Origin of the sequence: Hydrocarboniphaga daqingensis (assembly GCF_900129825.1) — a bacterium.
Classification (GTDB): domain Bacteria; phylum Pseudomonadota; class Gammaproteobacteria; order Nevskiales; family Nevskiaceae; genus Hydrocarboniphaga; species Hydrocarboniphaga daqingensis.
In genome coordinates this window covers 244,968-270,080 of sequence record NZ_FQWZ01000002.1, presented here as the reverse complement: position 1 = coordinate 270,080, position 25,113 = coordinate 244,968, and the positions used below count along the sequence as shown (strand labels likewise).

24 protein-coding genes are annotated in these 25,113 nt (G+C 67.1%); 9 read left to right on the top strand and 15 right to left on the bottom strand.

Features of this window, described 5'->3' with window-relative positions; all coding sequences use genetic code 11:
* Window positions 1-118 precede the first annotated feature (118 nt).
* The 6 genes from hslU to dapF form a co-directional block, all read right to left on the bottom strand.
* A complete protein-coding gene (gene hslU, locus BUB09_RS04270; RefSeq protein ID WP_084083200.1) occupies window positions 119-1,444 on the bottom strand; it encodes an ATP-dependent protease ATPase subunit HslU in 1,326 nt (441 codons plus the stop codon).
* A 56-nt stretch (window positions 1,445-1,500) separates the two neighbouring features.
* Window positions 1,501-2,058 (bottom strand): ATP-dependent protease subunit HslV, encoded by a 558-nt coding sequence (gene hslV, locus BUB09_RS04265; RefSeq protein WP_072894617.1) that lies wholly within the window; start codon window positions 2,056-2,058, stop codon window positions 1,501-1,503.
* A 149-nt stretch (window positions 2,059-2,207) separates the two neighbouring features.
* Window positions 2,208-2,468: a hypothetical protein gene (locus BUB09_RS04260; RefSeq protein ID WP_072894614.1), complete on the bottom strand. Its 261-nt coding sequence runs from the start codon at window positions 2,466-2,468 to the stop codon at window positions 2,208-2,210.
* Window positions 2,469-2,586: 118 nt separating this feature from the next.
* Entirely contained in the window at window positions 2,587-3,561 is a 975-nt protein-coding gene (locus BUB09_RS04255) for a tyrosine recombinase XerC (protein WP_072894611.1), read from the bottom strand.
* The gene (locus BUB09_RS04250) at window positions 3,561-4,259 is read right to left on the bottom strand and encodes a DUF484 family protein (protein ID WP_072894610.1); all 699 of its coding nucleotides are present in this window, start codon (window positions 4,257-4,259) and stop codon (window positions 3,561-3,563) included. The genes BUB09_RS04255 and BUB09_RS04250 overlap by 1 nt, the downstream gene beginning before the upstream one ends.
* The gene (gene dapF, locus BUB09_RS04245; RefSeq protein WP_072894607.1) at window positions 4,247-5,083 is read right to left on the bottom strand and encodes a diaminopimelate epimerase; all 837 of its coding nucleotides are present in this window, start codon (window positions 5,081-5,083) and stop codon (window positions 4,247-4,249) included. The genes BUB09_RS04250 and dapF overlap by 13 nt, the downstream gene beginning before the upstream one ends.
* Before the next feature lie 73 nt (window positions 5,084-5,156).
* Here dapF and BUB09_RS04240 point away from each other — a divergent pair, with 73 nt between their 5' ends.
* Window positions 5,157-5,549, top strand: a complete 393-nt coding sequence (locus tag BUB09_RS04240; RefSeq protein WP_072894605.1) for a GFA family protein — start codon at window positions 5,157-5,159, stop codon at window positions 5,547-5,549.
* A 9-nt stretch (window positions 5,550-5,558) separates the two neighbouring features.
* On the opposite strand, the gene BUB09_RS04235 is transcribed toward BUB09_RS04240, so the two are convergent.
* On the bottom strand, window positions 5,559-6,155 hold the full coding sequence (locus tag BUB09_RS04235; RefSeq protein ID WP_072895436.1) for a glutathione S-transferase family protein: 597 nt from the start codon (window positions 6,153-6,155) through the stop codon (window positions 5,559-5,561).
* Between the two features lie 154 nt (window positions 6,156-6,309).
* Between BUB09_RS04235 and dmeF the strand changes: the two genes are divergently transcribed.
* The 3 genes from dmeF to BUB09_RS04220 all read left to right on the top strand — a co-directional run bounded on the left by dmeF (window position 6,310) and on the right by BUB09_RS04220 (window position 10,869).
* Window positions 6,310-7,314, top strand: a complete 1,005-nt coding sequence (gene dmeF, locus BUB09_RS04230) for a CDF family Co(II)/Ni(II) efflux transporter DmeF (protein WP_245793129.1) — start codon at window positions 6,310-6,312, stop codon at window positions 7,312-7,314.
* Between the two features lie 89 nt (window positions 7,315-7,403).
* Window positions 7,404-7,814, top strand: a complete 411-nt coding sequence (locus BUB09_RS04225; protein WP_072894602.1) for a PaaI family thioesterase — start codon at window positions 7,404-7,406, stop codon at window positions 7,812-7,814.
* A 193-nt stretch (window positions 7,815-8,007) separates the two neighbouring features.
* Window positions 8,008-10,869: a M36 family metallopeptidase gene (locus BUB09_RS04220; protein WP_072894599.1), complete on the top strand. Its 2,862-nt coding sequence runs from the start codon at window positions 8,008-8,010 to the stop codon at window positions 10,867-10,869.
* 111 nt (window positions 10,870-10,980) lie between these two features.
* Here BUB09_RS04220 and BUB09_RS04215 read toward each other — a convergent pair whose 3' ends face one another.
* The 4 genes from BUB09_RS04215 to trkA all read right to left on the bottom strand — a co-directional run bounded on the left by BUB09_RS04215 (window position 10,981) and on the right by trkA (window position 16,291).
* Window positions 10,981-12,282 carry an MFS transporter gene (locus BUB09_RS04215; protein WP_072894596.1) on the bottom strand — a complete coding sequence of 434 codons (1,302 nt, stop codon included), beginning with the start codon at window positions 12,280-12,282 and terminating at the stop codon, window positions 10,981-10,983.
* A 60-nt stretch (window positions 12,283-12,342) separates the two neighbouring features.
* On the bottom strand, window positions 12,343-13,287 hold the full coding sequence (locus tag BUB09_RS04210) for a homoserine kinase (RefSeq protein WP_072894593.1): 945 nt from the start codon (window positions 13,285-13,287) through the stop codon (window positions 12,343-12,345).
* Window positions 13,288-13,415: 128 nt separating this feature from the next.
* Window positions 13,416-14,906, bottom strand: a complete 1,491-nt coding sequence (locus BUB09_RS04205; RefSeq protein WP_366486128.1) for a TrkH family potassium uptake protein — start codon at window positions 14,904-14,906, stop codon at window positions 13,416-13,418.
* 11 nt (window positions 14,907-14,917) lie between these two features.
* Window positions 14,918-16,291, bottom strand: a complete 1,374-nt coding sequence (trkA, locus tag BUB09_RS04200) for a Trk system potassium transporter TrkA (protein WP_072894592.1) — start codon at window positions 16,289-16,291, stop codon at window positions 14,918-14,920.
* A gap of 230 nt (window positions 16,292-16,521) precedes the next feature.
* On the opposite strand from trkA, the gene BUB09_RS04195 reads away from it, so the two are divergent.
* A complete protein-coding gene (locus tag BUB09_RS04195) occupies window positions 16,522-17,037 on the top strand; it encodes a hypothetical protein (protein ID WP_139250111.1) in 516 nt (171 codons plus the stop codon).
* Window positions 17,038-17,122: 85 nt separating this feature from the next.
* On the opposite strand, the gene rsmB is transcribed toward BUB09_RS04195, so the two are convergent.
* From rsmB to def, 4 genes are all read right to left on the bottom strand, one after another.
* Window positions 17,123-18,463: a 16S rRNA (cytosine(967)-C(5))-methyltransferase RsmB gene (gene rsmB, locus BUB09_RS04190; RefSeq protein WP_072894589.1), complete on the bottom strand. Its 1,341-nt coding sequence runs from the start codon at window positions 18,461-18,463 to the stop codon at window positions 17,123-17,125.
* A 160-nt stretch (window positions 18,464-18,623) separates the two neighbouring features.
* Window positions 18,624-18,806: an oxidoreductase-like domain-containing protein gene (locus BUB09_RS04185; RefSeq protein ID WP_139250136.1), complete on the bottom strand. Its 183-nt coding sequence runs from the start codon at window positions 18,804-18,806 to the stop codon at window positions 18,624-18,626.
* 11 nt (window positions 18,807-18,817) lie between these two features.
* A complete protein-coding gene (gene fmt, locus BUB09_RS04180) occupies window positions 18,818-19,756 on the bottom strand; it encodes a methionyl-tRNA formyltransferase (protein WP_072894583.1) in 939 nt (312 codons plus the stop codon).
* 19 nt (window positions 19,757-19,775) lie between these two features.
* Window positions 19,776-20,282 carry a peptide deformylase gene (gene def / locus BUB09_RS04175; RefSeq protein WP_072894582.1) on the bottom strand — a complete coding sequence of 169 codons (507 nt, stop codon included), beginning with the start codon at window positions 20,280-20,282 and terminating at the stop codon, window positions 19,776-19,778.
* A gap of 105 nt (window positions 20,283-20,387) precedes the next feature.
* Between def and BUB09_RS04170 the strand changes: the two genes are divergently transcribed.
* The 4 genes from BUB09_RS04170 (at window position 20,388) to BUB09_RS04155 (ending at window position 25,049) form a co-directional block, all read left to right on the top strand.
* Window positions 20,388-21,584 (top strand): LysM peptidoglycan-binding domain-containing protein, encoded by a 1,197-nt coding sequence (locus BUB09_RS04170; RefSeq protein ID WP_072894580.1) that lies wholly within the window; start codon window positions 20,388-20,390, stop codon window positions 21,582-21,584.
* A gap of 61 nt (window positions 21,585-21,645) precedes the next feature.
* Window positions 21,646-22,821 carry a DNA-processing protein DprA gene (gene dprA / locus BUB09_RS04165; RefSeq protein ID WP_072894579.1) on the top strand — a complete coding sequence of 392 codons (1,176 nt, stop codon included), beginning with the start codon at window positions 21,646-21,648 and terminating at the stop codon, window positions 22,819-22,821.
* Between the two features lie 144 nt (window positions 22,822-22,965).
* Entirely contained in the window at window positions 22,966-23,442 is a 477-nt protein-coding gene (locus tag BUB09_RS04160) for a Smg family protein (RefSeq protein ID WP_072894578.1), read from the top strand.
* 347 nt (window positions 23,443-23,789) lie between these two features.
* Window positions 23,790-25,049: a hypothetical protein gene (locus BUB09_RS04155; protein WP_072894577.1), complete on the top strand. Its 1,260-nt coding sequence runs from the start codon at window positions 23,790-23,792 to the stop codon at window positions 25,047-25,049.
* The last annotated feature ends 64 nt before the right edge of the window (window positions 25,050-25,113 follow it).

Here is a 25,113-nt window from a genome sequence, read left to right as displayed (position 1 = left end):
CCCCCCGGGAGAGGGGCAGGGGTGAGGGACTCGCAGACTCAAGCCACGCTCAACCCTCAAACACCCTCATCCGGCGCTGCCGCGCCACCTTCTCCCGGCGCGAGACGGCGCCGAACCGTTACAAGATGTAGCGGCTCAGATCCTCGTTGCCGGCCAGCTTGCCGAGTTTGGCGTCGACGTAATCGCTGTCGACCGTCAGCGTCGAACCGGCACGATCCGGTGCGTCGAACGCAACGTCTTCCATCAGGCGTTCCATGACCGTGTGCAGGCGACGCGCGCCGATGTTCTCGGTGCCTTCGTTGACCTGCCAGGCGATCTCCGCCAGGCGGCGAATGCCGTCGTCGGTGAACGCGACCGTCACGCCTTCAGTGCCCATCAGCGCGCGGTACTGCTCGGTCAGCGAGTAATTGGGCTCGGTCAGAATCCGCACGAAGTCCTGGGTCTTCAGCGCTTCAAGTTCGACGCGAATCGGCAGCCGGCCCTGCAGTTCCGGAATCAGGTCCGACGGCTTGCTCATGTGGAACGCGCCGCTGGCGATGAACAGGATGTGGTCGGTCTTCACCGCGCCGTACTTGGTGGTCACGGTCGAACCTTCGATCAGCGGCAGCAGATCACGCTGCACGCCTTCGCGCGACACGTCGGCGCCCGCGTATTCACCGCGCTTGGCCACCTTGTCGATCTCGTCGATGAACACGATGCCGTTCTCTTCGACGTTGTGCAGCGCTTCGGTCTTGATCGCTTCTTCGTCGACCAGGCGCAGCGCTTCTTCGTCCGCGATCTGCTTGATCGCGTCCTTGATCTTCATCTTGCGCGACTGCGGCTTGCCTTGGTTCATGCCGGCAAACATCTGCTGCAGCTGCTGGGTCATTTCCTCCATGCCGGGCGGGCCCATCAGCTGCACGTTCGGTGCCGCGGCATTGATCTTGATCTCGATCTCGGTGTCGTCGAGCTTGCCTTCGCGCAGCTGCTTGCGGAACACCTGGCGCGCGGCGCCGTTCTCGTTCTGGCGCAGGCTGCTGGCTTCGCCGAAGTCTTTCGGCGGCGGCAGCAACACGTCGAGCACGCGCTCCTCTGCCGCGCTTTCGGCGCGATCGCGCACGCGGCGCGTGGCGTGCTCGCGCGTCATCTTCACGGCGGCATCGACCAGGTCGCGGATGATCGAATCGACGTCCTTGCCGACATAACCGACTTCGGTGAACTTGGTCGCCTCAACCTTGACGAACGGGGCGTTCGCCAACTTGGCCAAGCGGCGCGCGATCTCGGTCTTGCCGACGCCGGTCGGCCCGATCATCAGGATGTTCTTCGGGCTGATCTCGCCGCGCAGGCTGCCTTCCACCTGCTGACGCCGCCAGCGATTGCGCAGCGCAATGGCGACCGCGCGCTTGGCCGCTTGCTGGCCGACGATGTGGCGATCGAGTTCCTGGACGATCTCGCGCGGCGTCATCGTGGCGGCGGCGTTGCGGGTGCTGCCGCTGCTCGCGGCGGAGTTGAAGTCGTTCATCACGCTCCCGGCTGGTCGGACCCGATGGTCTCGATCGTCAGATGGTGGTTGGTGTAGATGCAGATCTCGGCCGCGATATGCAGCGATTTCTCGACGATTTCGCGCGCGCTCAGCTGGCTGTTCTCGACCAGCGCGCGCGCGGCCGCCGTGGCGAAAGCGCCGCCGGAGCCGATCGCGATCACGCCGTGTTCTTCTGGCTCCATCACATCGCCGTTGCCGCTGATCATCAGCGAGGTTCCTGCATCGGCGACGATCAGCAAGGCTTCGAGGCGTCGCAGATAGCGGTCGGTGCGCCAGTCTTTGGCCATCTCCACGGCGGCGCGGGTCAGCTGGCCGCCGTGCTTTTCAAGCTTGCCCTCAAAGCGCTCAAACAGCGTGAACGCGTCCGCGGTGCCGCCGGCAAAGCCAGCGATGACCCGCTCGCCATAGAGACGACGGACTTTGCGTGCGTTGTTCTTGACGCGGGTGTTGCCCATCGACACCTGCCCGTCGCCGCCGAGTGCGACCTGGCCGCCGCGGCGGACGCTGACGATGGTGGTTCCGTCGAATTGCTGCATGGCACTGCCCGTGATGGAGGTCCGGGCAATCTGGGGATGTGGGGGGCCGTATTCAACCGGACCCCGGAAACGACAAAGGCGGAGCTTTCGCTCCGCCTTTGTCATACCGCTGTCTCAGGCCGGCGTAGACGCCGGCCGAGTGAAGCGACTTACTTCGGCGCGTCGGCCGGAGCCGGGGCGGCTTCCGGGCAAGCAGCGTTCGGGTCGGCTTCGGTCGGGCACTTCGGCGCTTCGGCCGGAGCAGCGGCTTCGGCGGCCGGAGCGGCAGCTTCAGCAGCCGGCTCGGCAGCCGGGGCAGCGGCTTCAGCGGCCGGAGCCGGTTCAGCAGCAGGGGCTTCTTCTTTCTTCTTGCACGCGGCCAGCGCCAGCACGGAGGCGAGGCCCAGGGCGATCAGCAGTTCACGCTTCATTGAACAACTCCCAGGTCAGTAAATGGTGCTGGCATCACGGCCAGCGACGCCGCCGAACGGCGACCCGCCAGATTATGCAGCAAATAAACGGAACCACGGCGAACGATTCACCTCCAATTCAGTTCGGCGGCCCGGACGTTGGCTTTCGAGTCCGCTTCGCACGCGGATGCGCTTGGTCGTAAACCTGAGCCAGCCGCTTGAAATCGACATGCGTGTAGATCTGCGTGGTGGCCAGGTTGGCGTGGCCCAGCAACTCTTGCACAGCGCGCAAATCCGCACTTTCCTCAAGCAGATGCGTTGCAAACGAGTGGCGCAGCCGGTGCGGATGCAAGCGCGCATCCAAGCCCAGCCGCAGCGCGTGATGGTGCAGCCGCTGCGCCACGGTCGAGCGGCCGATGCGGGCGCCGCGCTGGCCGACGAACACGGCCGGCTCGCGCGCCGATGCCCACTGGCTGCGCAGCATCAGCCAGGACTGCAGCGCAGCGCGCGCTTGCGCGCCGACCGGCAGGATGCGCGTACGCGAGCCCTTGCCGGTGACGCGGACCTCGCCCAGGTCCGACGACAGATCGGGCAGATCCAGGCCGATCAGCTCGGCCAGACGCAGCCCCGACGAATAGAACAGCTCGACCATGGCGCGGTCGCGCTGATCGGCCGGCGTGTCGGCCCAGGGACCGTCGAGGAACGGCATCAGTTGGTCGCGCGCCAACGTCTTGGGCAGCCGCTGCGGCGGCTTCGGCGCCTGCACTTCCAGCGCCGGGTTGTTGGCCATGCCGCGCTGTTCGACCGCGTAGCGGAACCAGGCGCGCAAGCTCGATAAATGCCGCTCGATCGTGCGTGCGTCACGGCCCAAGCGGCGCAGCCGCGCCGCGTAGGCGCGAACCGCGTGCAGGTCGATCTTCGACAACGCGCCGATGCGCGTCTCGCCGCACCAGTGGATGAAGCCTTCAAGATCGCGGCGACGACCGGCGACCGTGTTCGGTGACAGTCGGCGCTCGTGCGTCATCCAGTCGAGGAAGGCTTGCAGTTCGGCGTCGAGCACCGTGGTGTCAGCCGCCGCGACGTTGCCGGAAGCCGGCGTCGCGCCGGCCTCCATCAGGACACCAGCTTGGCGCGGACCGCGGCGGCGACCAGCTCGGCCGTCATCTCCAGAAACACCTTGCCCTGGCGCGGCACGAAGCGCTGCGGATCGCGCGAGGCCAGCACCAGCATGCCGAGGTTCTTGTCGCGCTCCAGCGGCACGATCGCCGCCGACTGCGGACGCTCGGCGGCCTTGGGGAACAGCAGCTTGGCGCGCGCTTCGGACAGCGGACCGCACTCGATCAGTTTGGTGCGCAGTAGGTCGTCGAACTGGCGCGCGATCGGTCCGTCGGCGTCGAGCCGCTGCAGGCCTTCGATGTCGCTGCGCTTGAGCAGCCCCGGCGTGACGCCGACCCAGGCTTCATCGATGCCGAAGTCGTCGCGCATGCAGGTCTGCAGGCCCAGGATCGCCGCGGCCAGCGTCGGTGCGCGGATCAGCGTGCGCGCCAGGCGGTGCACGTTGGTGGCGCGCCGTTCGTTGTCGCGAGCGTTTTCGAGCAGCTGAGTCATCCGGTCTTCGAGCCGCTGACTGCGCCCGCGCAGCACTTCGACCTGACGCTCGATCAGCGACACCGCGCTGCCGGCCGCGTGCTGCAGCTCGAGGGTTTCGAGCAGCTCGGGATGTGCCGACAGAAACCCGGGATGCGCCTTCAGATACGCCAGCACCTGCTCGGCGTCGATCGCCGGCGCTGCGTCGTGCTCTACCGTTGCCATTCGATTTCCCCGGTGAAAACGGTCTCTGCCGGACCGGTCATCAGCACCGGCGCATCGGCGCCGGCCCATTCCAGATTCAACTCACCGCCGCGCAGCGACAGCGTCACGTGAGGGCCGAACAGGCCCCACAGCCGGCCGACGGCTGCCGCGGCGCAAGCACCGCTACCGCAGGCCAGCGTCTCGCCCGAGCCGCGCTCGTAAACGCGCAGACGGCCGTGCTCACGGTCGATCACCTGCAGGAAGCCGACATTGACGCTCTGCGGAAACACGTCGCGGCGCGCTTGCAGGCTGCGGCCGATGCCCTCGACGTCGACCGCATCGACATCGGCCACGCACAGCACCGCATGCGGATTGCCCATGCTGGCGGCACCGAATTCGAGCGCGCCATCTGCCGTGTCGATCCGGTAGCGCTCGGCCTGCGGCAGTAGCAGAGGAATCTGCGCCGGCTGCCAGCGCGGCGCGCCCATATCGACCTTCACCAGCCCGTTGTCGAGGCGCTGCAGTTCCATCGTCGCGGTGGCCGTCTGCACGCGCAGTCGCGGCTTGTCCGACAAACCCTGCTCGTAGACGTAGCGCGCCAGCGCGCGCGTGCCGTTACCGCACTGCCCCACCTCGCTGCCGTCGGCATTGAAGATGCGATAGTCGAAGTCGATGCCGGGCGCCGACGGCGCCTCGATGACCAGGATCTGGTCGCAGCCGACACCGAAGCGACGGTCGCCGAGACGCCGCAGCAGGTCCGGCGTCGGCCGGAACCGTTCGCGCGTGGCGTCGATGACGACAAAGTCGTTGCCGGCGCCGTGCATCTTGGTGAATGAAAGCTTCATGGGGCGATTCGGAGTTTCACGGCGTGTGCAATATTATTGACTTTTCTGCTGCCTATCAATTTTTACTCTCAACATGAACGCCAAGATCGACCATACCGGTGGCTGTCATTGTGGGGCCGTCCGCTTTCGATTCCAGGCACCGGCGCACGTGCAGGTGCAGCGCTGCAACTGCTCGATCTGCTCGATGACCGGCTACGAGCACTTGATCGTCGCCGGCCGCGACTTCGAGCTGCTGTCGGGCGAGGACGCGCTGACCACCTACACATTCAACACGGGCGTGGCGCGACACCGCTTCTGCTCAATCTGCGGCATCAAGAGCTTCTACGTGCCGCGATCCAACCCCGACGGCTACTCGGTGAGCTTGCGCTGCGTCACGCCCGGCACGATCGAGCACGTCGACTACGAAGACTTCGACGGCCAGAACTGGGAAGCCGCCGGCCACACACTGGCGCACCTGTCGGCCTGAGCCGCCGCCTCAGCCGGCGTCCATGCGGCCGAGCTGAGCCTGGCAGCGCGCCAGCCAAGCGCGCAGCGCCGGGTATGGCGTCAGATCGTAGTCGCCTTGTTCGGCGACATGGGTGTAGGCGTACAACGCGATGTCGGCGATCGTCAGACTCTGGCCGGCCAGATATGGCTGGCGCGCGAGCGTGGTTTCCATCACCGCCAGAGCAGCCTCGCCTTTGACCCGCGCTTCGGCGATACGATCACGCCACAGCTCGCGCTTGCCGAGGAAATGAATCCAGAACCGCACCGTGGCGATGTAGGGCTCGTGGCTGTACTGCTCGAAGAACAACCATTCGAGCACTTTGGCGCGATCAAAGCCTGGCGGCGGCATCAGCGCGCTGCCTTCGGCCAGATAACACAGCATCGCGTTGGATTCGGCCAGCAAGCGGCCGTCGTCGAGCTGCAGCAAGGGCACGCGACCGTTCGGGTTCATCGCCAGAAACGCCGGTCGGCGCGTCTCACCGCCGACGCTGTCGACTTCGACCCAGCGATACTCGATGCCGAGTCGCTGCATCAGTGCCGCCGGCTTCCAGCAATTGCCGGAGCCGGTCATACCGTAGAGGGTGATCATGCTGAGCTGCCGCCTGGATGGGAACGGCGCGCAGTGTCGCAGCGCGCGGCTCAGCCGGGAATCGAAACCCATTGGCGCAGGCTGTGAGCCGGAATGACGCACGCCGCGCCGGCATCTCATACTGCGCCCCGCATCCCGACCGTCGACCGCCGTGAATCCGTCCGCACCGCATTCCCACGCCCGCAGCACGATCGACAGCCGCATCTGCCCGGCACAGAGCGCCGAGGGCGATCACCACGCCTTCCTCGGCGACGACCACGGCGCCAACGGCCAGCGGATGAGCGCGGTCGTCGTGCTGACGCTGCTGATGATGGTGGTCGAGATCGTCGCCGGTTACTGGTCCGGCTCGATGGCGCTGCTGGCCGACGGCTGGCACATGGCCAGCCACGCCGCCGCGCTCGGCGCCGCCGCGTTTGCCTACCGTTACGCCCACCGCCACGTACACGACGCGCGCTACAGCTTCGGCACCGGCAAGGTCGGCGATCTGGCGGCATTCACCAGCAGCCTGCTGCTCGGTGCGATCGGCGCGGCGATGATCTGGGAATCAGTACAGCGCTTGCTGGCGCCGACCGCGATTGCCTACAACGAGGCGCTGATCGTGGCCGTGCTCGGCCTGGTCGTGAATCTGGCCAGCGCGCTGCTGCTGCGCCACGACCACGATCATGATCATGATCACGACGATCACGACGATCACGACGATCACGAACATCATCACGACGACGGCCATCACGACCACAACCTGCGCGCGGCTTACCTGCATGTGCTGGCCGACGCGCTGACGTCGATCCTGGCGATCGTGGCGCTGTTGGCCGGTCGCCACATGGGCTGGGTGTGGATCGACCCGGTGGTTGGCATCGTCGGTGCGCTGGTGATTGGTCAGTGGGCATTGGGCTTGGCGCGGCGCACCGCTGCGGTGCTGCTCGACGCCAGCGTCGACCCGCGCCTGACCGACCGCGTCCGCCGCCTGCTCGAAGGCAGCGGTGATGCACACGTCGCCGACTTGCACCTGTGGCGCCTGGCACCTGGCAAACACGCGGTGATCGCCAGCTTGCGCGCGTCGGCTCCGCTCAGCGCCGCCGCTTACAAGGCGCGGCTTGCCGACGTGCCGGGCCTGGTCCATGTGACGATCGAAGCCGAAGCGGTCGCGACGGTCTAGCCGCAGGCTCGCACGGGCGCTGGACAAACTCGCCGCGCCGCGTTGCACGGACTACAGTCGGTCCACAACAAACACCGCGAGGAGACGCGATGAAAACGCTGCTGACTGCCGGCGCCGTGCAGGAACTGATCCGCACCGGACTGCCATCGACCGAAGGCGAAGGGCTGGTTGTCGACGAAGTGTCGTCCGATACGGCCACAGTGCGCATCCCGTACAACCCGCGAATGCTGCGACCCGGCGACTCGGTCAGCGGGCCGGTGCTGATGGCGGCCGCCGACGCGGCGATGTACGCCGTATTGCTGGCCCAGCATCACGACGAGATGGCGCTGACCTCGCAGTTCAATTGCAGCTTTCTGGCGCGGGCGCTGCCGGGCGATGTCATCGCGCGGGCCCGCGTACTCAAGTCGGGCCGCCGTCTGGTGGTGATGCAGGTCGAAGTGTCGACCACCGCGCGCGACGACGTCGCCGCGTTCATCACCGGTAGCTACGTGCTGCCGTAACGGCGTATCGCGACGGCCATTAGGCCGTATTCGCTAATCACCTGACGCACCGTTTGGGGGTTTACCCCCTTTCGATGCATTTCATCAGCCCGGAGCATGCGTTCGTCGGGCAGATGGAGCTTGTCCGATCCCTTTTCGCAGGTCGACCGTCTCGGGTTGTCGAGCGGCACGGCCATCCACGGATTCTTCCTGAATGAAACTGCATTCCTTGTGGCCCACGTCGGCCGGCCTGGCGATGGGCTTGTGTGCGGCACATGCCGGGCTGGCGTCGGCCAGCGCCGAGCGGTTGCACAACGTCGATCAGTATCGTGCGGATCTGGCACCCCGGACGGCGTCGGCGGCAGCGCCGGTCAACCTGGGCGGCGTTCTGCCGGCGCAATGGGATGCGCGGATGAACAAGCCCACGTTCCTGTGGGCCGCAGCGGCCGAGCCTCTGGCCAGCGTCGGCGCCGTCAAGGCCGATGAGCTGCTGGCCGCGCAAGCGCGCGCTTATCTGCGCAGCAAGGCAGGCGAGCTGCAGCTGACCGAGGCGATGATCAACGACGCCGTCGTCACCGAGGCGCAGTACAACGGCAGCAACGGCCCGGCGATCGTGCGCTTCAAGCAGCGTGTCAACGGCATCGACGTGTTCAGCCGTCGCCTCAACGTGATGATGGATCGTAGCGGCAAGCTGGTGGCGATCTCCGGTTATTTCGCCACCGACTACGGCAGCAATGCGCCGACGCAGTTCGCGCGCAGCGCAGCGCAGGCGATCGGCTCGGCCTGGTCGGCCATCGGCGGCAGCGCGCTCAACGCGGCAACGCTGGTCGTCGACCGCGTTCAAGGCGACTACCAGTGGTTCAAGCTGCCGGCGTTGTCCGGTACCGGCATGGCGATGTCCCGCGCACCGCGCGTCAAGCGCATCTACTACCCGCGCGCCGGGCGTCTGCAGCCGGCGTACTACGTCGAGCTGTGGGGCGTGTCGCAGCGCTCGGGCAGCACGGCTTACGGTCTGGTCGTCGCGGCCGGCGACGGCGCGCTGCTGTTCCGCAACAACCTCGAAGCCGAAGCGGCCTACACCTATCGCGTGTTTGCCGATGCCAGCGGCAACTTCCAGCCGTTCGATGCACCGCTGGGCAATGGCTACCAGCCGTTCGCCGGCACCAGCGTCGCCAACCAGCCGCCGCGCGTCGGCGTCGAATCCAAGCTGGTAACGCTCGATCATGGCCCGATCTCGACCGGCGACCCGTGGATCGCCGAATCTGGCGTGACCACGACCACCGGCAACAACGTCGATTCGTACATCGACTCCGGCGTCGGCGTGTTTCTGCCGCTGGTGTTGCCGGTGCGCACGCCCGGCGACGGCTTCGTCGCCGGCACCGGCGATAGCCGCGCCACGGCAACGTCGACCGACACCTTCGACTATCCGGTGGTCGGCGACGACGACCCGGCGCAGGACGCGGCCAAGAACGCGGCCAACGTCAACTTGTTCTACGTGAACAACTGGCTGCACGACTTCTGGTACGACCACGGCTTCAACGAGCTCGCCGGTAACGGCCAGACCAGCAACTTCGGTCGCGGCGGCAGCGAGGGCGACCCGATCCAGGCCGAAGGCCAGGACGCGTCGGGCCGCAACAACGCCAACATGGCCACGCCGGCCGACGGCAGCTCGCCGCGGATGCAGATGTATCTGTTCGACGGCGAAATCCGCGGCGAAGTGCGCATCACCGCGCCGGACTTCGGCGCGATCAAGTTCAACGGCGCCAGCTTCGGGCCGCGCGTGTTCGACACCAGCGGTGAAGTCGGCGTCGCGGCCGATCTATTCGATGCGCCGGGCGACGGCTGCACCGGCGTCGAAACGCCGCCGGACCCGATCCTGGGCATCACCTACCCGCTGCCGAACCTGATCCCCGACCCGAATCTGGCCGGCAAGATCGCGCTGATCGACCGTGGCAACTGCAACTTCACCAGCAAGGCGCTGTACGCGACGATCAGCGGCGCAACGGCGATGGTCGTCGTCAACAACGGCGACGGCGATCCGACGTCGATGGGCAACGCCGACGTGCCGCTCGACATCGTCAGCACCGATCAGGTCTATCAGATCCCGTCGATCATGATCCGCAAGGACGACGGCCAGAAGATCAAGGACGCGATCGCGGCCGGCACGCCGGTGACGATGTCGTTGCGCCGTGAAGCCTCAATCGACCGCGACGGTACGTTCGACAACCAGGTGATCGCGCACGAGTACTTCCACCACGTGTCGAACCGCTTGGTCGACGACGGCTCGGGCCTGTCGAACAACCAGGGCGGCAGCATGGGCGAGGGCTGGAGCGACGTCGCCTCGATGATCCTCACGGTTCGTCCCGAAGACCGGCAGCGTCCGGGCAACGACCGCTATCAGGCGCCGTACGGCGTCGGCTTCTTCGTCACCGGCGACAGCTACTTTGCGATCCGCCGCGTGCCGTACTCGACCGACACGAGCAAGAACCCGCTGACGTTCAAGCACATCGCCGTCGGCGAGCCGTTGCCGGCCGACGAGGCGCCGATCGCTTACGGCACCGATGGTGCCGGCAACGCGCAGGTTCACGCCTCGGGCGAAATCTGGGCGAACTCGGTTTGGGAGTGCTACGCGGCGCTGCTCAACAAGCCCAGCCTGAGCTTCGAGCAGGCGCGCGGACGGATGATGGATTACCTGATCGCCGGTCTGAAGATGACGCCGTCCTCGCCGACCTACACCGAAGCCCGCGACGGCATCCTGGCGGCCGCGATGGCCGCCGACATGGACGACTACGCACGCTGCGCCCATGGCTTTGCACAGCGCGGCATGGGCAAGAACGCGATCTCGCCGGACCGTGACAGCACCGACCATGTCGGCGTCGTCGAGGACTTCACCGAGTTCGCCGCCGTGCCGGTCGATCCGCCGCCGAGCGGTGGCGGTGGCGGCAGTGGCGGTAGCTCGGGTGGTGGCGGCGTCAGCACCGGCGGCGGTGGTGGCGGCGGCGCAGCCGGTGCCCTGCTGTTGGCGCCGATGCTGCTGGCCGCGGCACTGCGTCGTCGTCGCGCCTCGTTCAGGTAAGGCGAACGCCGGCGGCGCAGAATCCGCCGCACAACGTCGAATAACGTATCGCTGCTTGAAGCGCCCGGTGAGTTCCTGCACCGGGCGCTTTTTTATGCGCGGCGCGTGCGCTTAGTCGAGCAGCGGACGCCCGCGCGTCTCGACGACCCAGGGCAGCATCATCAGGCCGACCACCGGCACCAAACCGACCCAGAACAGCACTTGGACCGCGCTCTGCACGCCCTGGGCGGCAATGCTGCCGACCAGGAACGGCCCGGCCGCGGCGACGATGCGGCCGATGTTGTAGCAAAAGCCCGAGCCGGTGCCGCGCAGCCGCGTCGGGAACAGTTCCGGTAGGTAATAGGTGAAGCTGCCGAACACGCCGAACACGGTCAGGCCGATCGCGAAATAGCCGTACAGCCGCGTCTGGCCCTGCCAGTCAGGGCCGAACGTGCCCAGCAGGGCGACCGCCGACAGCGCCAGATACAAGCCGAACATCGGGCGGCGACCGAGCAACTTGGCGGCGGGAATCGTCAGCAGCGTGCCGATCAGGCCACCGAGGTTGAAGTAGGTCGTCGCCAGCGTCTTCCAGTGCTCGGCCAAGGCGCGCGTTGCGCTCGCGTCGAGTCCCAGCGTCGCCGCTTCAGTCTGCGCGAGGCCCGTCGACACCACCGGGATGAACGCATTGCAGCTCCACCAGGCCAGCAGCGTGATCACCGCCATCAAAAAGCCGCTCAGCGTCAGATGCCGCGTGCCCGGAGCAAACAGCTCGCGCAGACGCGGCGGCGGACCGCTGGCGCGCGCGGTCTGCCAGCGCTCAGGCTCGTGAACAAACAGCCGCACGATGAACGCGATCACCGCCGGCAGCAGGCCGAACAGAAACACATAGCGCCAGGACACGGCCGGGTCGTCGGCGAACCAGTTGCCGGCGACCTGAAAGTTGACGAACGTGGCCAGGAACAAGCCCATCGGTGCTGAGGTGTACAGCAGCGCACCGGCTTCGACGCGCTTATGTTCCGGCACCGCTTCGGCCACCATCGACGCGCCGGCCGCCCATTCGCCGCCGATGCCGAGTGCCGCAACGATCCGGAACGCCAGCAGCACCCAGATGTTGGGCGCAAACGCGCAGGCCGCGGTGCCCAGCCCATAAAGCAGCATCGTGATCAGCAGCGTGCGCGTGCGGCCGATGCGGTCGGCGACCAGGCCGAAGACCACGCCGCCCACGGCCCAGCCGATCAGCAGCGTCGCGGTCATGATGCCGGTCCACAGCAGCGTGGCGCTTTTGGCTTCGGGCGAGCCGATCTGCAAACCGAGCAGCGTCGGCACGCAGTTGGGCGCCACGTAGTTGAACAGCAGGCCGTCGAAGATATCGAAGCCCCAGCCCAGCCAGGCGGCGAACAGCACCGTCCATTGATACCGCGTCAGCCCCATCATCCGCGTCGCTCCCCGTTGTGATCCGGGGATGCTATCGCCGTTGCGGGCTGCGCGGGCAGGTCAGATCAGCAAGCCGCGCGGCGGGTTGTCGCGGTGGTGCACCAGAATCCGCCGATAGGCGTCCGGGTCCTTGATGTGGACGACGTCGCCTTCGCGGGGGAAGGTCCAGTCCCACAGCCGCGACAGCCAGAAGCGCAGCGCAGCGGCGCGCAGCACCAGCGGCCACGCGGCGCGCTCGGCGGCATTCAAACTGCGCCGCGACGAATAGGCGGCGAGCATCGCGTTCCAGCGCTCGGCGTTGGGCACGCCGTCGGGCTCGACGCACCAGTCGTTGAGCGTGATCGCGAGGTCGTATGCCAGCGCGTCATTGCAGGCGTAGTAGAAGTCGATCAGACCGGTCAGGCGGTCGTCGACGAACAGCACGTTGTCGCGAAACAGGTCGGCGTGGATCACGCCCTGCGGCAAGGCCGCCAAGTCGAGCTGCGTCTGCGCGGCCAGCTCGTCATCGATCAAGGCCCGCGTATCGGCATCGACATGCGCCAGCAGTCCCTGACCGGTGGATGCGCGCCAGGCCGCGCCGCGGCCGTTTTCGCAATGGCCTGCGTAGGAGGCCGTTGCCACGTGCAGATCACCGAGCGCGCGACCGACTTGCACGCACTGCTCCAGCGTCGGGAACAACACGCTCTGGCCGACCAGCCGGCGCACCAACGCGGCCGGCTTGCCGTTGAGCGTGGTCAGGTTGTCGCCGCCGCGCGTGCGGGCCGGCATCGCACCAGGCAAGCCGCGCGAGGCGATGTGATCCATCAAGCCGAGGAAGAACGGCAGATCGGCGTAGTTGAGCCGCTCGAACAGCGTCAGCACCCAACGACCATCGTGCGTGTCGACAAAGTAATTGGTGTTCTCGACACCTTCGCCGATGCCCTGGAAGCCGATCAGTCCGCCGATCGGATACTGCTTCAGAAACTCGACCAGCTCGTCGTGGCTGACCTTGGTGAATACCGACATGCGTTGGGCTCGGCGGGGGCGGGCGGAGGCCGTTGTCGCGCGATTTGAGCGGGCGCGGCGACGGACGTCGACGGCATTCTATCGTCCAGCCGCGTAGATCGCGCCGCACGGCAGCGCCACCGAGCAGATCAGCGCCGCCAGAAACTCGGCGTGAACACCACCAGCAGCGTGAACACTTCGAGCCGGCCCAGCAGCATCGCAAAGATCAGGATCGCCTTGCCGGTATCGCTGACGCCGGCCATGTTCGCATTGACGCTGCCCAGGCCCGGGCCTGCATTGTTCATGCAGGCAGCGACCGCCGAGAACGCGGTGACCACGTCCAGGCCCGTCGAAATCATCGCGAACGTCAGCATGATCGTCAGGCCGACATAGACCGAGAAGAATCCGCCGACCGCGTAGACGATGTCGTTGGGTACGGTCTTGCCGTCGAACTTGATCAGCAGCTCGGCGCTCGGATGAACCAAGCGCTGCAGCTCGCGCAGCGCCTGCTTCACGAACAGCACCAGCCGGATCATCTTGACGCCGCCCGCCGTGGAACCCGAGCAGCCGAACATGAAGGTCGACAGCACGATCAGCAGCGGAACGTAGGTCGGCCAATGCGTCGGATCGGCGGTGGCAAAGCCGGCGTCGGTGGCATAGGCCACCAGCTGGAACACGCCACGACGTACTGCGGTGTACACGTCGGGATAGGTGTCGTAGTAGACCAGCGGCGCGCAGACCAGCACCGAAAACACCAAGAACAGCGTCAGGTACACGCGAAACTCGCCATCACGCCAGTAGATGCGCAGCGAGCGACGTTCCCAGACCAGGTAATGCAGTGCGAAGTTGCTGCCGGCCACGACCATGAAGAACGTCACCGCCAACTCGATCGGCGCGCTGTTGAAGTAACCGACGCTGGCATCGTGCGTCGAGAAGCCACCGGAGGACAGCGTGGAGAACGCATGGCAGATCGCGTCGAACAGCGACATCCCGAGCGCCCAGTAGATCAGCGCGCAGATCAACGTCAACGACGAATACACCAGCCACAGCACGCGTGCGGTGCCGGTGATGCGCGGCGTCAGCTTGCTGTTCTTCATCGGGCCGGGGGTCTCGGCCATGTACAGCTGCATGCCGCCGATACCGAGCATCGGCAGCACGGCGACGGCCAGCACGATGATGCCCATGCCACCGAGCCAATGAAGCTGCATGCGGTAGTAGTTGATCGATCGGGGCAGGTCATCGATGCCTTGCGACACCATCGTCGCCCCGGTCGTGGTCAAGCCCGACACCGATTCGAAGATCGCCTCGATCACCGAATGCCAAGCATCGGACGCAACATACAACGGGATCGCGCCGAACAAACCAAGCACGGTCCAGAACAGCACGGTCACCAGGAAGCCGTCGCGGATCTTCAACTCGGCGCGCTCGCGACGCGCCGGCCACCAGATCGCGGCGCCCGTGGCGATCGTGATCCACATGCCGGCCATGAACGCCGGGATCGTGTCCTCGCCGTAATACAGACCCACCGCAACCGGCGGCAGCATCGTCAGCGAAAACAGCATCAGCAACAGACCGACCAGACGCTGAACGGCGACGAAGCGTCGCGTCGAGTTGGACCGCCGGGCGGCGTCGGTATACACCGCAGCGACGCTTACAGGAACGACGCGCCGACTTGAAACAAGCGCTCGACGTCGCGCGTGTGTTTCTTGTCGACGAGAAACAGGATCACGTGGTCATCGACCTGGATCACCGTGTCATGGTGGGCAATGATCACCTCGTCGCCGCGCACCACGGCGCCGATCGCCGTACCGGGCGGCAGCTTGATCTCTTCGACGCGCCGGCCGACCACCTTGCTGGTTTTGCGATCGCCGTGAGCGACGGCTTCGATCGCCTCGGCCGCGCCGCGTCGCAAGCTGTGGACGCGCACCACGTCGCCACGGCGCACATGCGCCAGCAGTGCCGACACGGTCGACTGCTGGGGTGAAATCGCAATGTCGATCGCGCCGCCTTCGACCAGATCGACATATGACACGCGGTTGATCAGCGACAGTGCCTTGCGCGCACCCAGGCGCTTGGCCAGCATCGCCGACAGAATGTTCGCTTCGTCGTCGTTGGTGATCGCGCAGAACACATCGACGTCTTCGATGTTTTCTTCGAGCAGCAGCTGTTCGTTGGCGGCGTCGCCATGCAATACGATGCTGCGGCTGAGTTGCTCGGACAAATAGGTGGCGCGAGCGCGATCGCGCTCGATCAGCTTGACCTGCATCTGCCCTTCGAGCACGCGCGCCAAGCGCAGGCCGATGTTGCCGCCACCGGCGATCATCACGCGCTTGACCGGCTTATCCTGACGGCGCAGCTCGGCCATGATCTTCGGGATGTGCTCGGTGGCCGCGACGAAGAACACTTCGTCTTCAGCCTCGATGATCGTGTCGCCTTCGGGAATGATCGGCCGGCCGCGCCGATAGATCGCCGCGACCCGCGCGTCGATGTCCGGCAAATGCAACGGCAGCTCCTTGAGCTGACGCGACACCAGCGGGCCGCCGTAATAGGCGCGCACGCCGACCAGCCGCACGCGACCGTCGGCAAAGTCGACCACCTGCAGCGAACCGGGGTATTCCATCAGCCGGCGGATGTAGTCGGTGACCAGCTGCTCGGGCGAGATATGCAAGTCGACCGACAAGGCATCGCCGTCGAACAGCTTCTTCTCGCGCAGGTATTCGTGCGAACGCACGCGCGCGATCTTGGTCGGCGTGTTGAACAGCACCTGCGCGATGCGGCAGGCGAGCATGTTGGTCTCGTCACTGTCAGTGACGGCGATGATCATCTCGGCGTCGTGGGCGCCGGCGCGCTTGAGCACGTCAGGGTGCGAGGCGAAGCCGTGGACGGTGCGGATGTCCAGCCGCTCCTGCAGGTCGGCCAGATGCTGGGCATTCTTGTCGACCACGGTGATGTCGTTGGCTTCGCGGGCCAAGTTCTCGGCCAGCGTACCGCCCACCTGTCCCGCCCCCAGAATGATGATCTTCACGCGGCCAACGCTGAGCACTCGATGAGAAGGGGCGCACCATACGCCCGCCATTGTTGCACCGCAAGAATTCCGCTGGCCCCCCGCATCGGCGATGATCCGCGCTGCATTCTGCCGACCCGACCCGTTCGCGTCGTGCCGATTGCGGGTTCGTTAAGCCGACAGTCGGCCACCGTATCTGAATCTCTGCGCCCTCCACCCCAACCGTCTCAGACGGACTGCGAGTTTTCACCATGAATAAAATGACCCTCATCGCCACTGCCACCGCCACGCTGATGCTGTCGCTGTCGGCCCAGGCGGCCAGCGTCAACGCCAGCACTCAGGCTCAGGTCAACGCCAACGGCGCGGGCGCCGGTGCCGGTGCGGGCGCCAATGTCGGCGTCAACGTCGGCGTTGATGCCGGTGCGGGTCCGGGCGTCGGCGCGGCCGTCGGCAACGGTCTGCGCGCGGGCGCGGCCGCCACGGTCCACGGCGTGGGTGTGGCCAAGGACGCGACCGTCAACGCGGCGCACGCCACCAAGGAAGCCGCCGCCAAGGCCGCGGTCGGCACCAAGAACGCTGCGGTCCGCACCGGCAAGGCCGTCAAGGAAACCAGCGGCAAGGTCGTCAACAAGACCACCGGCGCCGTCGGTGGCCTGCTCGGCGGCGTGGGTGCCGGCGTGGGCGCGACGGTCGGTGCCGGCCAGGGCAATGCGACGGTCGGCGTCGACGTCAATGCCGACGTCAACGCATCGGCCGGCGCCCGCTAAAGCGGCAGCCTTTCCGTAGCAAGCAGCAAAAGGCCGGTGAAAACCGGCCTTTTGCGTTGTGGCGCCGTGTAACGCGTGAGGCGGGTCAGACCTCGCGTCGCGCCGGCTTGCGAAAGCGCACGTAGTAGAAGCCGTCGAAGCCGCCGCCCGGCGCGATGCGCCGACCATGCCGCCGCGCCTCGCCCCAGCCGACCTGGGCGATCGGGTCGTGCTTGGCGTCGGGCTGGCTCATCAGGAAGCGCTTGGCGACATCCTCGCCTTCGGCCGCGAGCACCGAACAGGTGGCATAGACCATCACGCCGCCCGGCGTCAGCAGCGGCCACAACGCCGACAACAAGCGCAGCTGGCGATCCGCCATGCGCTGGATGTCCTCGGGCCGGCGCAGCCAGCGGATGTCCGGATGGCGGCGGATCACGCCGGTGCCCGAGCACGGCGCATCGACCAGGATGCGATCGAACGGCTTGCCGTCCCACCAGGTGTTGGGTCGACCGGCGTCAGACACGCGCACTTCGGCCTTCAAGCCGAGCCTCTGCAGGTTCTCGTGGATACGCGGCAGCCGCGCCTTGGCGATGTCCAGCGCCAGCACGTCGAGGTCGGCGCATTCGAGCGCATGCGTGGTCTTGCCGCCCGGCGCGGCGCAGGCGTCGAGCAAGCGCTGTCCGTCATGCAGGTCGAGCAGCCCGGTCATCAGCTGCGCCGATGCGTCCTGCACCGACACCTCGCCGTCGGCAAAGCCCGGCAGCTGATCCACCGGCACCGCGGATTCGAGCACCAGCGCATCGGGCGCCGCATCGATGATCTGAGCGGGCAATCCAGCCGCGCGCAGCTTGGTGGCGTAAGCGTCGCGGTCCAGCTTGCGGCGATTGACGCGCAGCACCAGCGGCGCCTGTTCGTTGGCGGCGGCCAGCACCGATTCCCAATGGTCGGGCCAATCCTGGCGCAGCATGTCGACCAGCCACGGCGGTGCGCTGTAGCGCGTTGGTGCGTCGTCGGGCAGCGCGGCTTCGAGCGCCTCGCGCTCGCGCTGATAGCGGCGCAGCAGTGCATTGACCAAGCCCGACAGGTTCGGCCGGTCCAGCTGCGTGACCGCTTCGACCGTGTCGGCCACGGCTGCATGCGGCGGGATGCGCATGCGGCGCAGCTGATACAGGCCGACTTCGATCAGCGCCATGATCTCGGGCTCGCGGTCCATCGGCTTTTGCAGCATCTGCGCGGCCAGCGCCTTGAGCTGCATGTGCTCGCGCAGCACGCCGTAGGCAATGCTCTTGATCAACGGCATGTCGCGCTCGGCAATCTGCCGGCGTGCGGTGGCGATCGCATCGTCGAGGCTGTCGCCGGCCATCACGCGGGCGATCGCGCGTGCCGCGAGTGCTCGCGCGTTGAGCGGCTTGGGTGCCGCAGTGTCGGAAGCAGTTGGCCAGACCATGATCGGATTCGCCGGGGGCGTGTAGCGCCGGACTCGCCGGGGCTACGGTGTGGAAGGCAGGCTGACGGGCAAAACCGCGCCGCCAGCGGGGGCGCGCAGACTGCTGTCGCGGGGATGCGCCGTCAATAGTGCCGCGCGACGACGATCGACGTCGTGCGAACTAGCTTGCGCCCTGTTGGCGTGCGGCACGGCGCGCGAGCACCGCACGGCAGGCCTGGCGCCACAAGTCCATTTCCTCGTCGAAGCCGTCGAGCACGCAGACGGCGCAGCCGCCGTTGCAGCAGTCGGGTCGATCCGGCTGCGGCGGCATCGGTTCTTCGTCGTCGGCGCCGGCCGCGTTCATCGGCGAATCGTTCATTGGAAGCGCGCGCCGATCAGCGTGCGGCCGCGGGCGGCCTGCTCGGCGTCGGTGACACGGCCACCGGCCCACTGCAGCGCCTGCAGCAGCAGCCGCCCTTCGCCGGTGGCCACCGCGATGCCGTCGGCATCCGCGGCCAGGATCGTGCCGGGCAGCGCGCCTGTCGCGTCGACGGAGTCCGCCGCCGGCAGCGCGGCGAACACGCGGACCCGTTCACCGCCCAGCTCGGTCCAGGCCACCGGCGCCGGATTGAACGCGCGGACGACGCGGTCCAGCTCGATCGCCGGGCGCGCCCAGTCCAGACGGGCCTCGGCCTTGTCGAACTTGTGCGCGTAGGTGGCGCCGTCGGCCGGCTGCGGCACGGCTTGCAGCTGGCCGGCCTCGGCTTGGGCGACCGCGTCGACGATCAGGCGCGCGCCCATGGCCTGCAATTGATCGTGGAGCTGGTAGGCGGTGGTCGTCGGCGTGATCGCGACCTCGTCGCGCAGCAGCATCGCGCCGGTGTCCAGGCCCGCGTCCATCTGCATGATCGTCACGCCGCTGACGGTGTCGCCAGCCAGAATCGCGCGCTGGATCGGCGCGGCGCCGCGCCAGCGCGGCAGCAATGACGCGTGGATGTTGAAGCAGCCCAAGCGAGGCACGTCGAGCACCGCCTGCGGCAGGATCAAGCCGTAGGCGACGACGATCATCAAGTCCGGCGCGAGCTTGCGCAGTCCGCCGATGGCCGGCTCGTTGCCGCGCAGCTTTTCCGGCTTGAATGTCGGCAGGCCGAGCGCGGCGGCGCGCTGCGCCACCGGCGACGGCGTCAGCTTCTGCCCGCGACCGGCCGGGCGGTCCGGCTGGGTATAGACGGCGACGATGTCGTGGCCGGCGGCGTGCAACGCGTCGAGCGCTGCAACGGAAAATTCCGGCGTGCCGGCAAAGACCAGTTTCAAGCGTGCGTCCGGTGGGGTGTCAGGCGTTGTCGCGCTGCTGCTGCTTGCGCAGCTTTTTGAGAATGCGCTCGCGCTTGAGCGACGACAGATAGTCGATGTACAGCTTGCCGTCGAGATGGTCGATCTCGTGCTGAATCGCCTGGGCGCGCAGGCCCTCGACGTCCAGCTCGTAGGCCTCGCCGTTGCGGTCGAGCGCACGGACCCGCAGCCGGTTGTAGCGCTGCACTTTTTCGCTGGCGTCGGGCACCGACAGGCAGCCCTCTTCCATTTCCATCCGGTCGCCGGCGTCGAGCACTTCGGGGTTGATCATCACGCGCGGCTCGGGCGTTTCTTCGCCGGCATCCATGACCGCCAGCCGCAGCGCGACGCCAACCTGAGTGGCCGCGAGGCCGACACCGGGCGCGGCGTACATCGTCTCGAACATGTCGTCGACCAGCTTTTGCAGCGCCGGGCCGAAGTCGACGACCGGTCGCGCCTTGATGCGCAACCGCGGGTCGGGATGGTGAAGAATCGGCATCAGGGCCATGGCTTAGTATTCGAAAGCTGCTAAAAACATTGAACCGAAAGTCTTTGTTCCCCGGCCCGCATCACCGCCGAACCGAGGGAACCTGCCGCGCGAGGGACGGCTTGCATGAGAAAGTATAGTCGCTCGCTGTATGGCTTCGACCGAGGCGCAGGCCCGACGTGGCGGCTCGCCGCCTGCGCGGCCCTGATCGCGACGCTGCTGGGCGCTTGTGCGTCTGCACCGTCGCCGGTCGTGTCGGTCACCGCCGCGCCATCCGCGGCTACCGACAGCCCGTCCGCCAGCGACGCCTCGGCAGCGACCGCCATGGTAATGCCGCCGCCGCGTGCGCCGGGCAATGCCGCACTGCTGCGACCCGACGCACCGCTGCGCTACACGGTGCAGCGCGGCGACACGCTGTGGTCGCTGGCCAACCGCTTTCTGCTCGACCCCTGGCAGTGGCCGGAAATCTGGATCGTCAACGACCAGGTCCGCAATCCGCATCTGATTTATCCCGGTGACGTGCTCAGCCTGATCGAGGTCGATGGTCGCCCTCAGCTGACGCTGGCCGGCGATCTGGAGCGCCTGTCGCCGCAGATTCGCGAACTGCCGCTGGAAGCGGCGATCCCGACGATCCCGATCGACGCGATCCGCGACTTCCTGCGGGGCCCGCGTCTGGTGACGGCCGATGAGCTGAAGACCGCGCCGTACCTGCTGTCGTTCGTCGACGCCCACCTGATCGGCGGCGAAGGCGCGCTGATCTACGTTCGCCGGCTACCACCGGTCGAGCCCTGGACCTACGCTGTGGTGCGCTCCGGTCAAGCCTATAAGGACCCGGACGACGGCAGCATTCTCGGTTACGAGGCGCTGCCGATCGGCGAGGCCGTGGTCCGCGAACCGGGCGACCCCGCGACGGCGCTGCTGTCGCAGACCTACCGCGAAGCGCTGGTCGGCGACCATCTGCTGCCGGTAGAGCCGGATGCGTTCCAGGCCGATTTTTATCCCCATGCACCGACACAGCCGGTCGGCGGGCGGATCATCGCGGCCTTCGACGGCATTTCGCAGATCAGCCAGTTCCAGATCGTGGCGATCAACCGCGGCAGTCAGCAGGGTCTGGAGCCCGGCCATGTGCTGCAGATCCTGCAAGCCGGCGCGCGCGTCGCCGACCCGTACGGCAAGACCAAGGTTCAGCTGCCCGACCAGCCGGCCGGGCAATTGATGGTGTTCAAGACCACGCCGAGGCTGTCCTACGCACTGGTGATGTCGGTGACCCGGCCCGCTCACCTGCTCGACCGCGTCGAAGCACCGCGGGCTCGCCTCAACTGAAGGCGTGCTGGCGAGACGCCGGTCCTTGCCGACGCCCGCTGCAAGCGCCTAGCGTCGCCCCATGAACGACGATGACCTGCGCGCCTGGCTGTGGCTGCTGCGGGCGCCGGGCCTCAGCCCGCCGCTGGCCCTCCGACTGATCTCCGAATACGGCGATGCCGCCACCGCGCTGGCCGCCGGACGCGGCGGCTGGTCGCGCTTGGGCCTGTCGCGCACCGCCTGCGATGCGCTCGCCGCGCCCGATGTCACGCTGGTCGACGCCGACCTCGCGTGGTTGCGTGGCGCGCCGGGCCGGCATCTGGTCACGTTTACCGATCCGCGCTATCCGCAGCGGCTGCGCGAGATCGACGGCGCACCGGCTGCGCTGTTCTGCATCGGCGACGTCGAGCTGCTGCGCTTGCCGCAGATCGGCGTCGTCGGCGCGCGCAGCGCCACCGCGCAGGGCCTGGACAATGCACAGGGTTTTGCCGCCGCGCTATGCGGGCGCGGGCTGGTCGTCACCAGCGGCCTGGCGCTGGGCATCGACGGCGCTGCGCATCGCGGCGCGCTGTCGGTCGGTGGCAATACGATCGCCGTCTGCGGCACCGGCCTGGACCGCGTCTATCCGGCGCGGCACAAGGATCTTGCCCACGCGATCGCCGCGCGCGGCTTGCTGGTGTCGGAGTTTTCGCCGGGCATGCCGCCGCTGCCGGAGAACTTTCCGCAGCGCAACCGGCTGATCGCCGGGCTGTCGCTGGGCGTGCTGGTCGTCGAAGCGGCACGCGAATCGGGTTCTCTGATCACCGCGCGGCTGGCCGCCGAGCAGGGTCGCGAGGTGTTCGCGATCCCCGGCTCGATCCACAACACGCTGGCGCGCGGCTGCCATCAGCTGATCCGGCAGGGCGCGCGCCTGGTCGAAAGCGTCGATGACATCGTCGAGGAGCTGGCCGGCGTGCTGGCCGGCGCCTTGGCGGACGCACTGGCCGCCGACGCACCCGCGTCCGGTCCGGCGCCGAGCCGGGCCACCGCCGCCGAAGCTCCCACGCCGCGGGCCGCAGAGGCCGAACCGGCCCGCGACTTGCAAAGCATTTGGCGGGCAATGGGCGACGAGCCGGTCACCGTCGATCGTCTCGTCGAACAACTGCAATGGCCCGCCGACAAGCTGGGCGAAGCCTTGCTGAAGCTGGAGCTGGACGGCTGGGTCGCCACCGACAGCGCGGGCCGCGTGATGCGGCGCCGGCGGCCCTCGGCGACGTAAGGGGAATACTTGTTAGGAGAGCCTCGCAACCACTACCAACTGTAGACAAATCATCACTCCACACTTATCGTGGATCGGCCGCTTTGAACGGCGGTGCTGGCACGGCAGGTCGCACATCCTCTTGAAGCAGACAACGGGATCGACATGAAAGAAACAGTGCTGGACGTACTGATGTATCTCTTCGAGAACTATCAGCACGGAGAATTTTCCGATACGGACAACCAGGACACGCTGCGCGACGAGCTGACCGCCGCCGGCTTTCCGGTCGAGGAGGTCGAACACGCGTTCTCGTGGCTCGACGGCCTGTCCGAAAACCGCCAGAAACCCCTCCACGACGGCGCCGGCGGTGCGCTGCGGTCGCTGCGCTTCTACGCACGCGAAGAAGTCGCCAAGCTGTCGGTCGAATGCCGCGGCTTTCTGCACAACCTCGAGCAGCTCGGCATCCTCGATTCGTCGAGCCGCGAGGTGGTCATCGACCGGCTGATGGCGTTCAACGACGAGATCGATCTGGAGCGCGTCAAATGGGTCTGCCTGCTGGTGCTGATCAATCAGCCCGGTTCGGAAGAAGCGTTCGAGCACATGGAAGACCTCGTCTACTACCAAGGCGACTATCTGCATTAACCGGTACCCGGCCACCGCCGGGCTCATGGCGCAACCCGACGGGCCGGCTTTTGCCGGCCCGTCGTCGTTTGGGCCGGGGTCAGCGGCGCGCGGCGGGCACCCGAGACCGTCGAAACGGCGCGCCGCGCGCGTTCCAGCGCCGGTTGATCCGCGCGTCAGATTGCCGCGGTGACTCGGCGGCGGCGACGAAAGGCAGCGGCGACGTGGATGTACGGCCTCAAGTTGCGTACGCGCTACCGTTCGACCCGTATGTCGTTACCACTTGTTCTCATTGGGGTTTTTCCTACAGGGCAGTTTGAGATGGTCGCTTCGCCATCACTCCACACACCTCGTCAGGGGAACCCACCATGACCGATACGAACTTCAAGCGCGCCAGCCGCGCCTTCACCCTCTCCGGCCTGCTGCTGCTGACCGCTTGCGGCGGCGGTGGAGGCTCATCCGACCCGGCACCCGTGACCTCGACACCGCCGGCGGGCACCGCGGCAATGATCGTCGGCAAGTCGACCAGCGGCGCACTCGACACGATGCAGACGCAGGTCACCGACACCGTCGTCGAGCCGCTGTCGACCGCCGTCAGCGGCACCGCGCTGCAGACGGTGCTGGTATGCAGCAACGAAATCGTCGTCGGCGGCACCGTCGACATCGCCGAAACGATTCTGGCCTCGCTGCAGGGCGCCGGTGCCAATCCGGGTGCGGCCGACCCGGCGCTGGTCGCCGGCTCGCTGCGCGGCATGGTCGTCGACCTGGTGCAGTTGCTCGAAGGCCTGGCCGGCCAGACGGTCGACTGCGCTCAGGACACGCTGTCGATCAAGCGTCTGCAGAACGTGCTGAACCTGCTCTACAACACGCCGCTGGCGCCGCTGGCCGAACGTCTGCAACCGATCATGACGCGGATCATCGAAGTGGTCGGCACCGACGGCACGGAAACCCCGGTCCCGATGACCGAGCTGGCCTCGCTGGTTGATCAGCTCAACACCGCGATGCAGCTGGCGCTGTCGCAGATCCCAGATTCAGCCTACGAGGCCCCGATCGTCGGTGGTGCGCTGACCACGGTCGGTAGCGCGATCGCCGATACCAGCTCGCTGCTGTCGGCCGCCGCTCGCTTCGACGCTCCCGGCGCCGGTGCTGCGGTGCAGAACCTGGTCAACAACGCGCTGGTCAACCTGCTGACCAAGGTCATCCCGCTGTCCAACCTCGAAGCGGCCAGCGGCCAGGTGTCGCCGGTGGCCACGCAGATCACCGAGTCCAGCGCCAAGCTGTCGGCACTGCTCGGCAACTCGGTTGGCAAGGTGCTGGACCCGCTGTTCAACAGCAAGCTCGGCTCGGCGCTGTCGGCGGTGCTGGCCCCGGTCAGCAACGCGCTGCTCCCGGCCATCGTCGGCCCGATCATGGACGGTCTGGCCGGCGGTGCGGATCAGACCGACACGGGCGGCAAGCTGGCTGGCACGGTGCTCGCCCCGGTGGTCAACATCGTCGACCGCGTACTCAGTGCGCTGACCGGCCAAGCCTCGGGCGGCACCAGCGGCGGCGGCACGACCGGCACGCCGACCAAGACCTGCGCCTTCGCCAACATCCCGCTGCTGTCGATCCTGTGCCCCAAGGGCTGACACTGTAAGAGGGTAAACCGCGGTAACGAAGGGCCGGCCCATCACCGGCCCTTTTTTATGCCCG

Excerpts from the sequence above, each read along its gene's own strand:
- hslU (WP_084083200.1), bottom strand. The coding sequence starts at position 1,444 with ATGACGCCGCGCGAGATCGTCCAGGAACTCGATCGCCACATCGTCGGC.
- hslV (WP_072894617.1), bottom strand. The coding sequence starts at position 2,058 with ATGCAGCAATTCGACGGAACCACCATCGTCAGCGTCCGCCGCGGCGGC.
- BUB09_RS04260 (WP_072894614.1), bottom strand. The coding sequence starts at position 2,468 with ATGAAGCGTGAACTGCTGATCGCCCTGGGCCTCGCCTCCGTGCTGGCG.
- BUB09_RS04255 (WP_072894611.1), bottom strand. The coding sequence starts at position 3,561 with ATGGAGGCCGGCGCGACGCCGGCTTCCGGCAACGTCGCGGCGGCTGAC.
- BUB09_RS04250 (WP_072894610.1), bottom strand. The coding sequence starts at position 4,259 with ATGGCAACGGTAGAGCACGACGCAGCGCCGGCGATCGACGCCGAGCAG.
- dapF (WP_072894607.1), bottom strand. The coding sequence starts at position 5,083 with ATGAAGCTTTCATTCACCAAGATGCACGGCGCCGGCAACGACTTTGTC.
- BUB09_RS04240 (WP_072894605.1), top strand. The coding sequence starts at position 5,157 with ATGAACGCCAAGATCGACCATACCGGTGGCTGTCATTGTGGGGCCGTC.
- BUB09_RS04225 (WP_072894602.1), top strand. The coding sequence starts at position 7,404 with ATGAAAACGCTGCTGACTGCCGGCGCCGTGCAGGAACTGATCCGCACC.
- BUB09_RS04220 (WP_072894599.1), top strand. The coding sequence starts at position 8,008 with ATGAAACTGCATTCCTTGTGGCCCACGTCGGCCGGCCTGGCGATGGGC.
- BUB09_RS04215 (WP_072894596.1), bottom strand. The coding sequence starts at position 12,282 with ATGATGGGGCTGACGCGGTATCAATGGACGGTGCTGTTCGCCGCCTGG.
- BUB09_RS04210 (WP_072894593.1), bottom strand. The coding sequence starts at position 13,287 with ATGTCGGTATTCACCAAGGTCAGCCACGACGAGCTGGTCGAGTTTCTG.
- BUB09_RS04195 (WP_139250111.1), top strand. The coding sequence starts at position 16,522 with ATGAATAAAATGACCCTCATCGCCACTGCCACCGCCACGCTGATGCTG.
- rsmB (WP_072894589.1), bottom strand. The coding sequence starts at position 18,463 with ATGGTCTGGCCAACTGCTTCCGACACTGCGGCACCCAAGCCGCTCAAC.
- BUB09_RS04185 (WP_139250136.1), bottom strand. The coding sequence starts at position 18,806 with ATGAACGCGGCCGGCGCCGACGACGAAGAACCGATGCCGCCGCAGCCG.
- def (WP_072894582.1), bottom strand. The coding sequence starts at position 20,282 with ATGGCCCTGATGCCGATTCTTCACCATCCCGACCCGCGGTTGCGCATC.
- BUB09_RS04170 (WP_072894580.1), top strand. The coding sequence starts at position 20,388 with ATGAGAAAGTATAGTCGCTCGCTGTATGGCTTCGACCGAGGCGCAGGC.
- dprA (WP_072894579.1), top strand. The coding sequence starts at position 21,646 with ATGAACGACGATGACCTGCGCGCCTGGCTGTGGCTGCTGCGGGCGCCG.
- BUB09_RS04160 (WP_072894578.1), top strand. The coding sequence starts at position 22,966 with ATGAAAGAAACAGTGCTGGACGTACTGATGTATCTCTTCGAGAACTAT.
- BUB09_RS04155 (WP_072894577.1), top strand. The coding sequence starts at position 23,790 with ATGACCGATACGAACTTCAAGCGCGCCAGCCGCGCCTTCACCCTCTCC.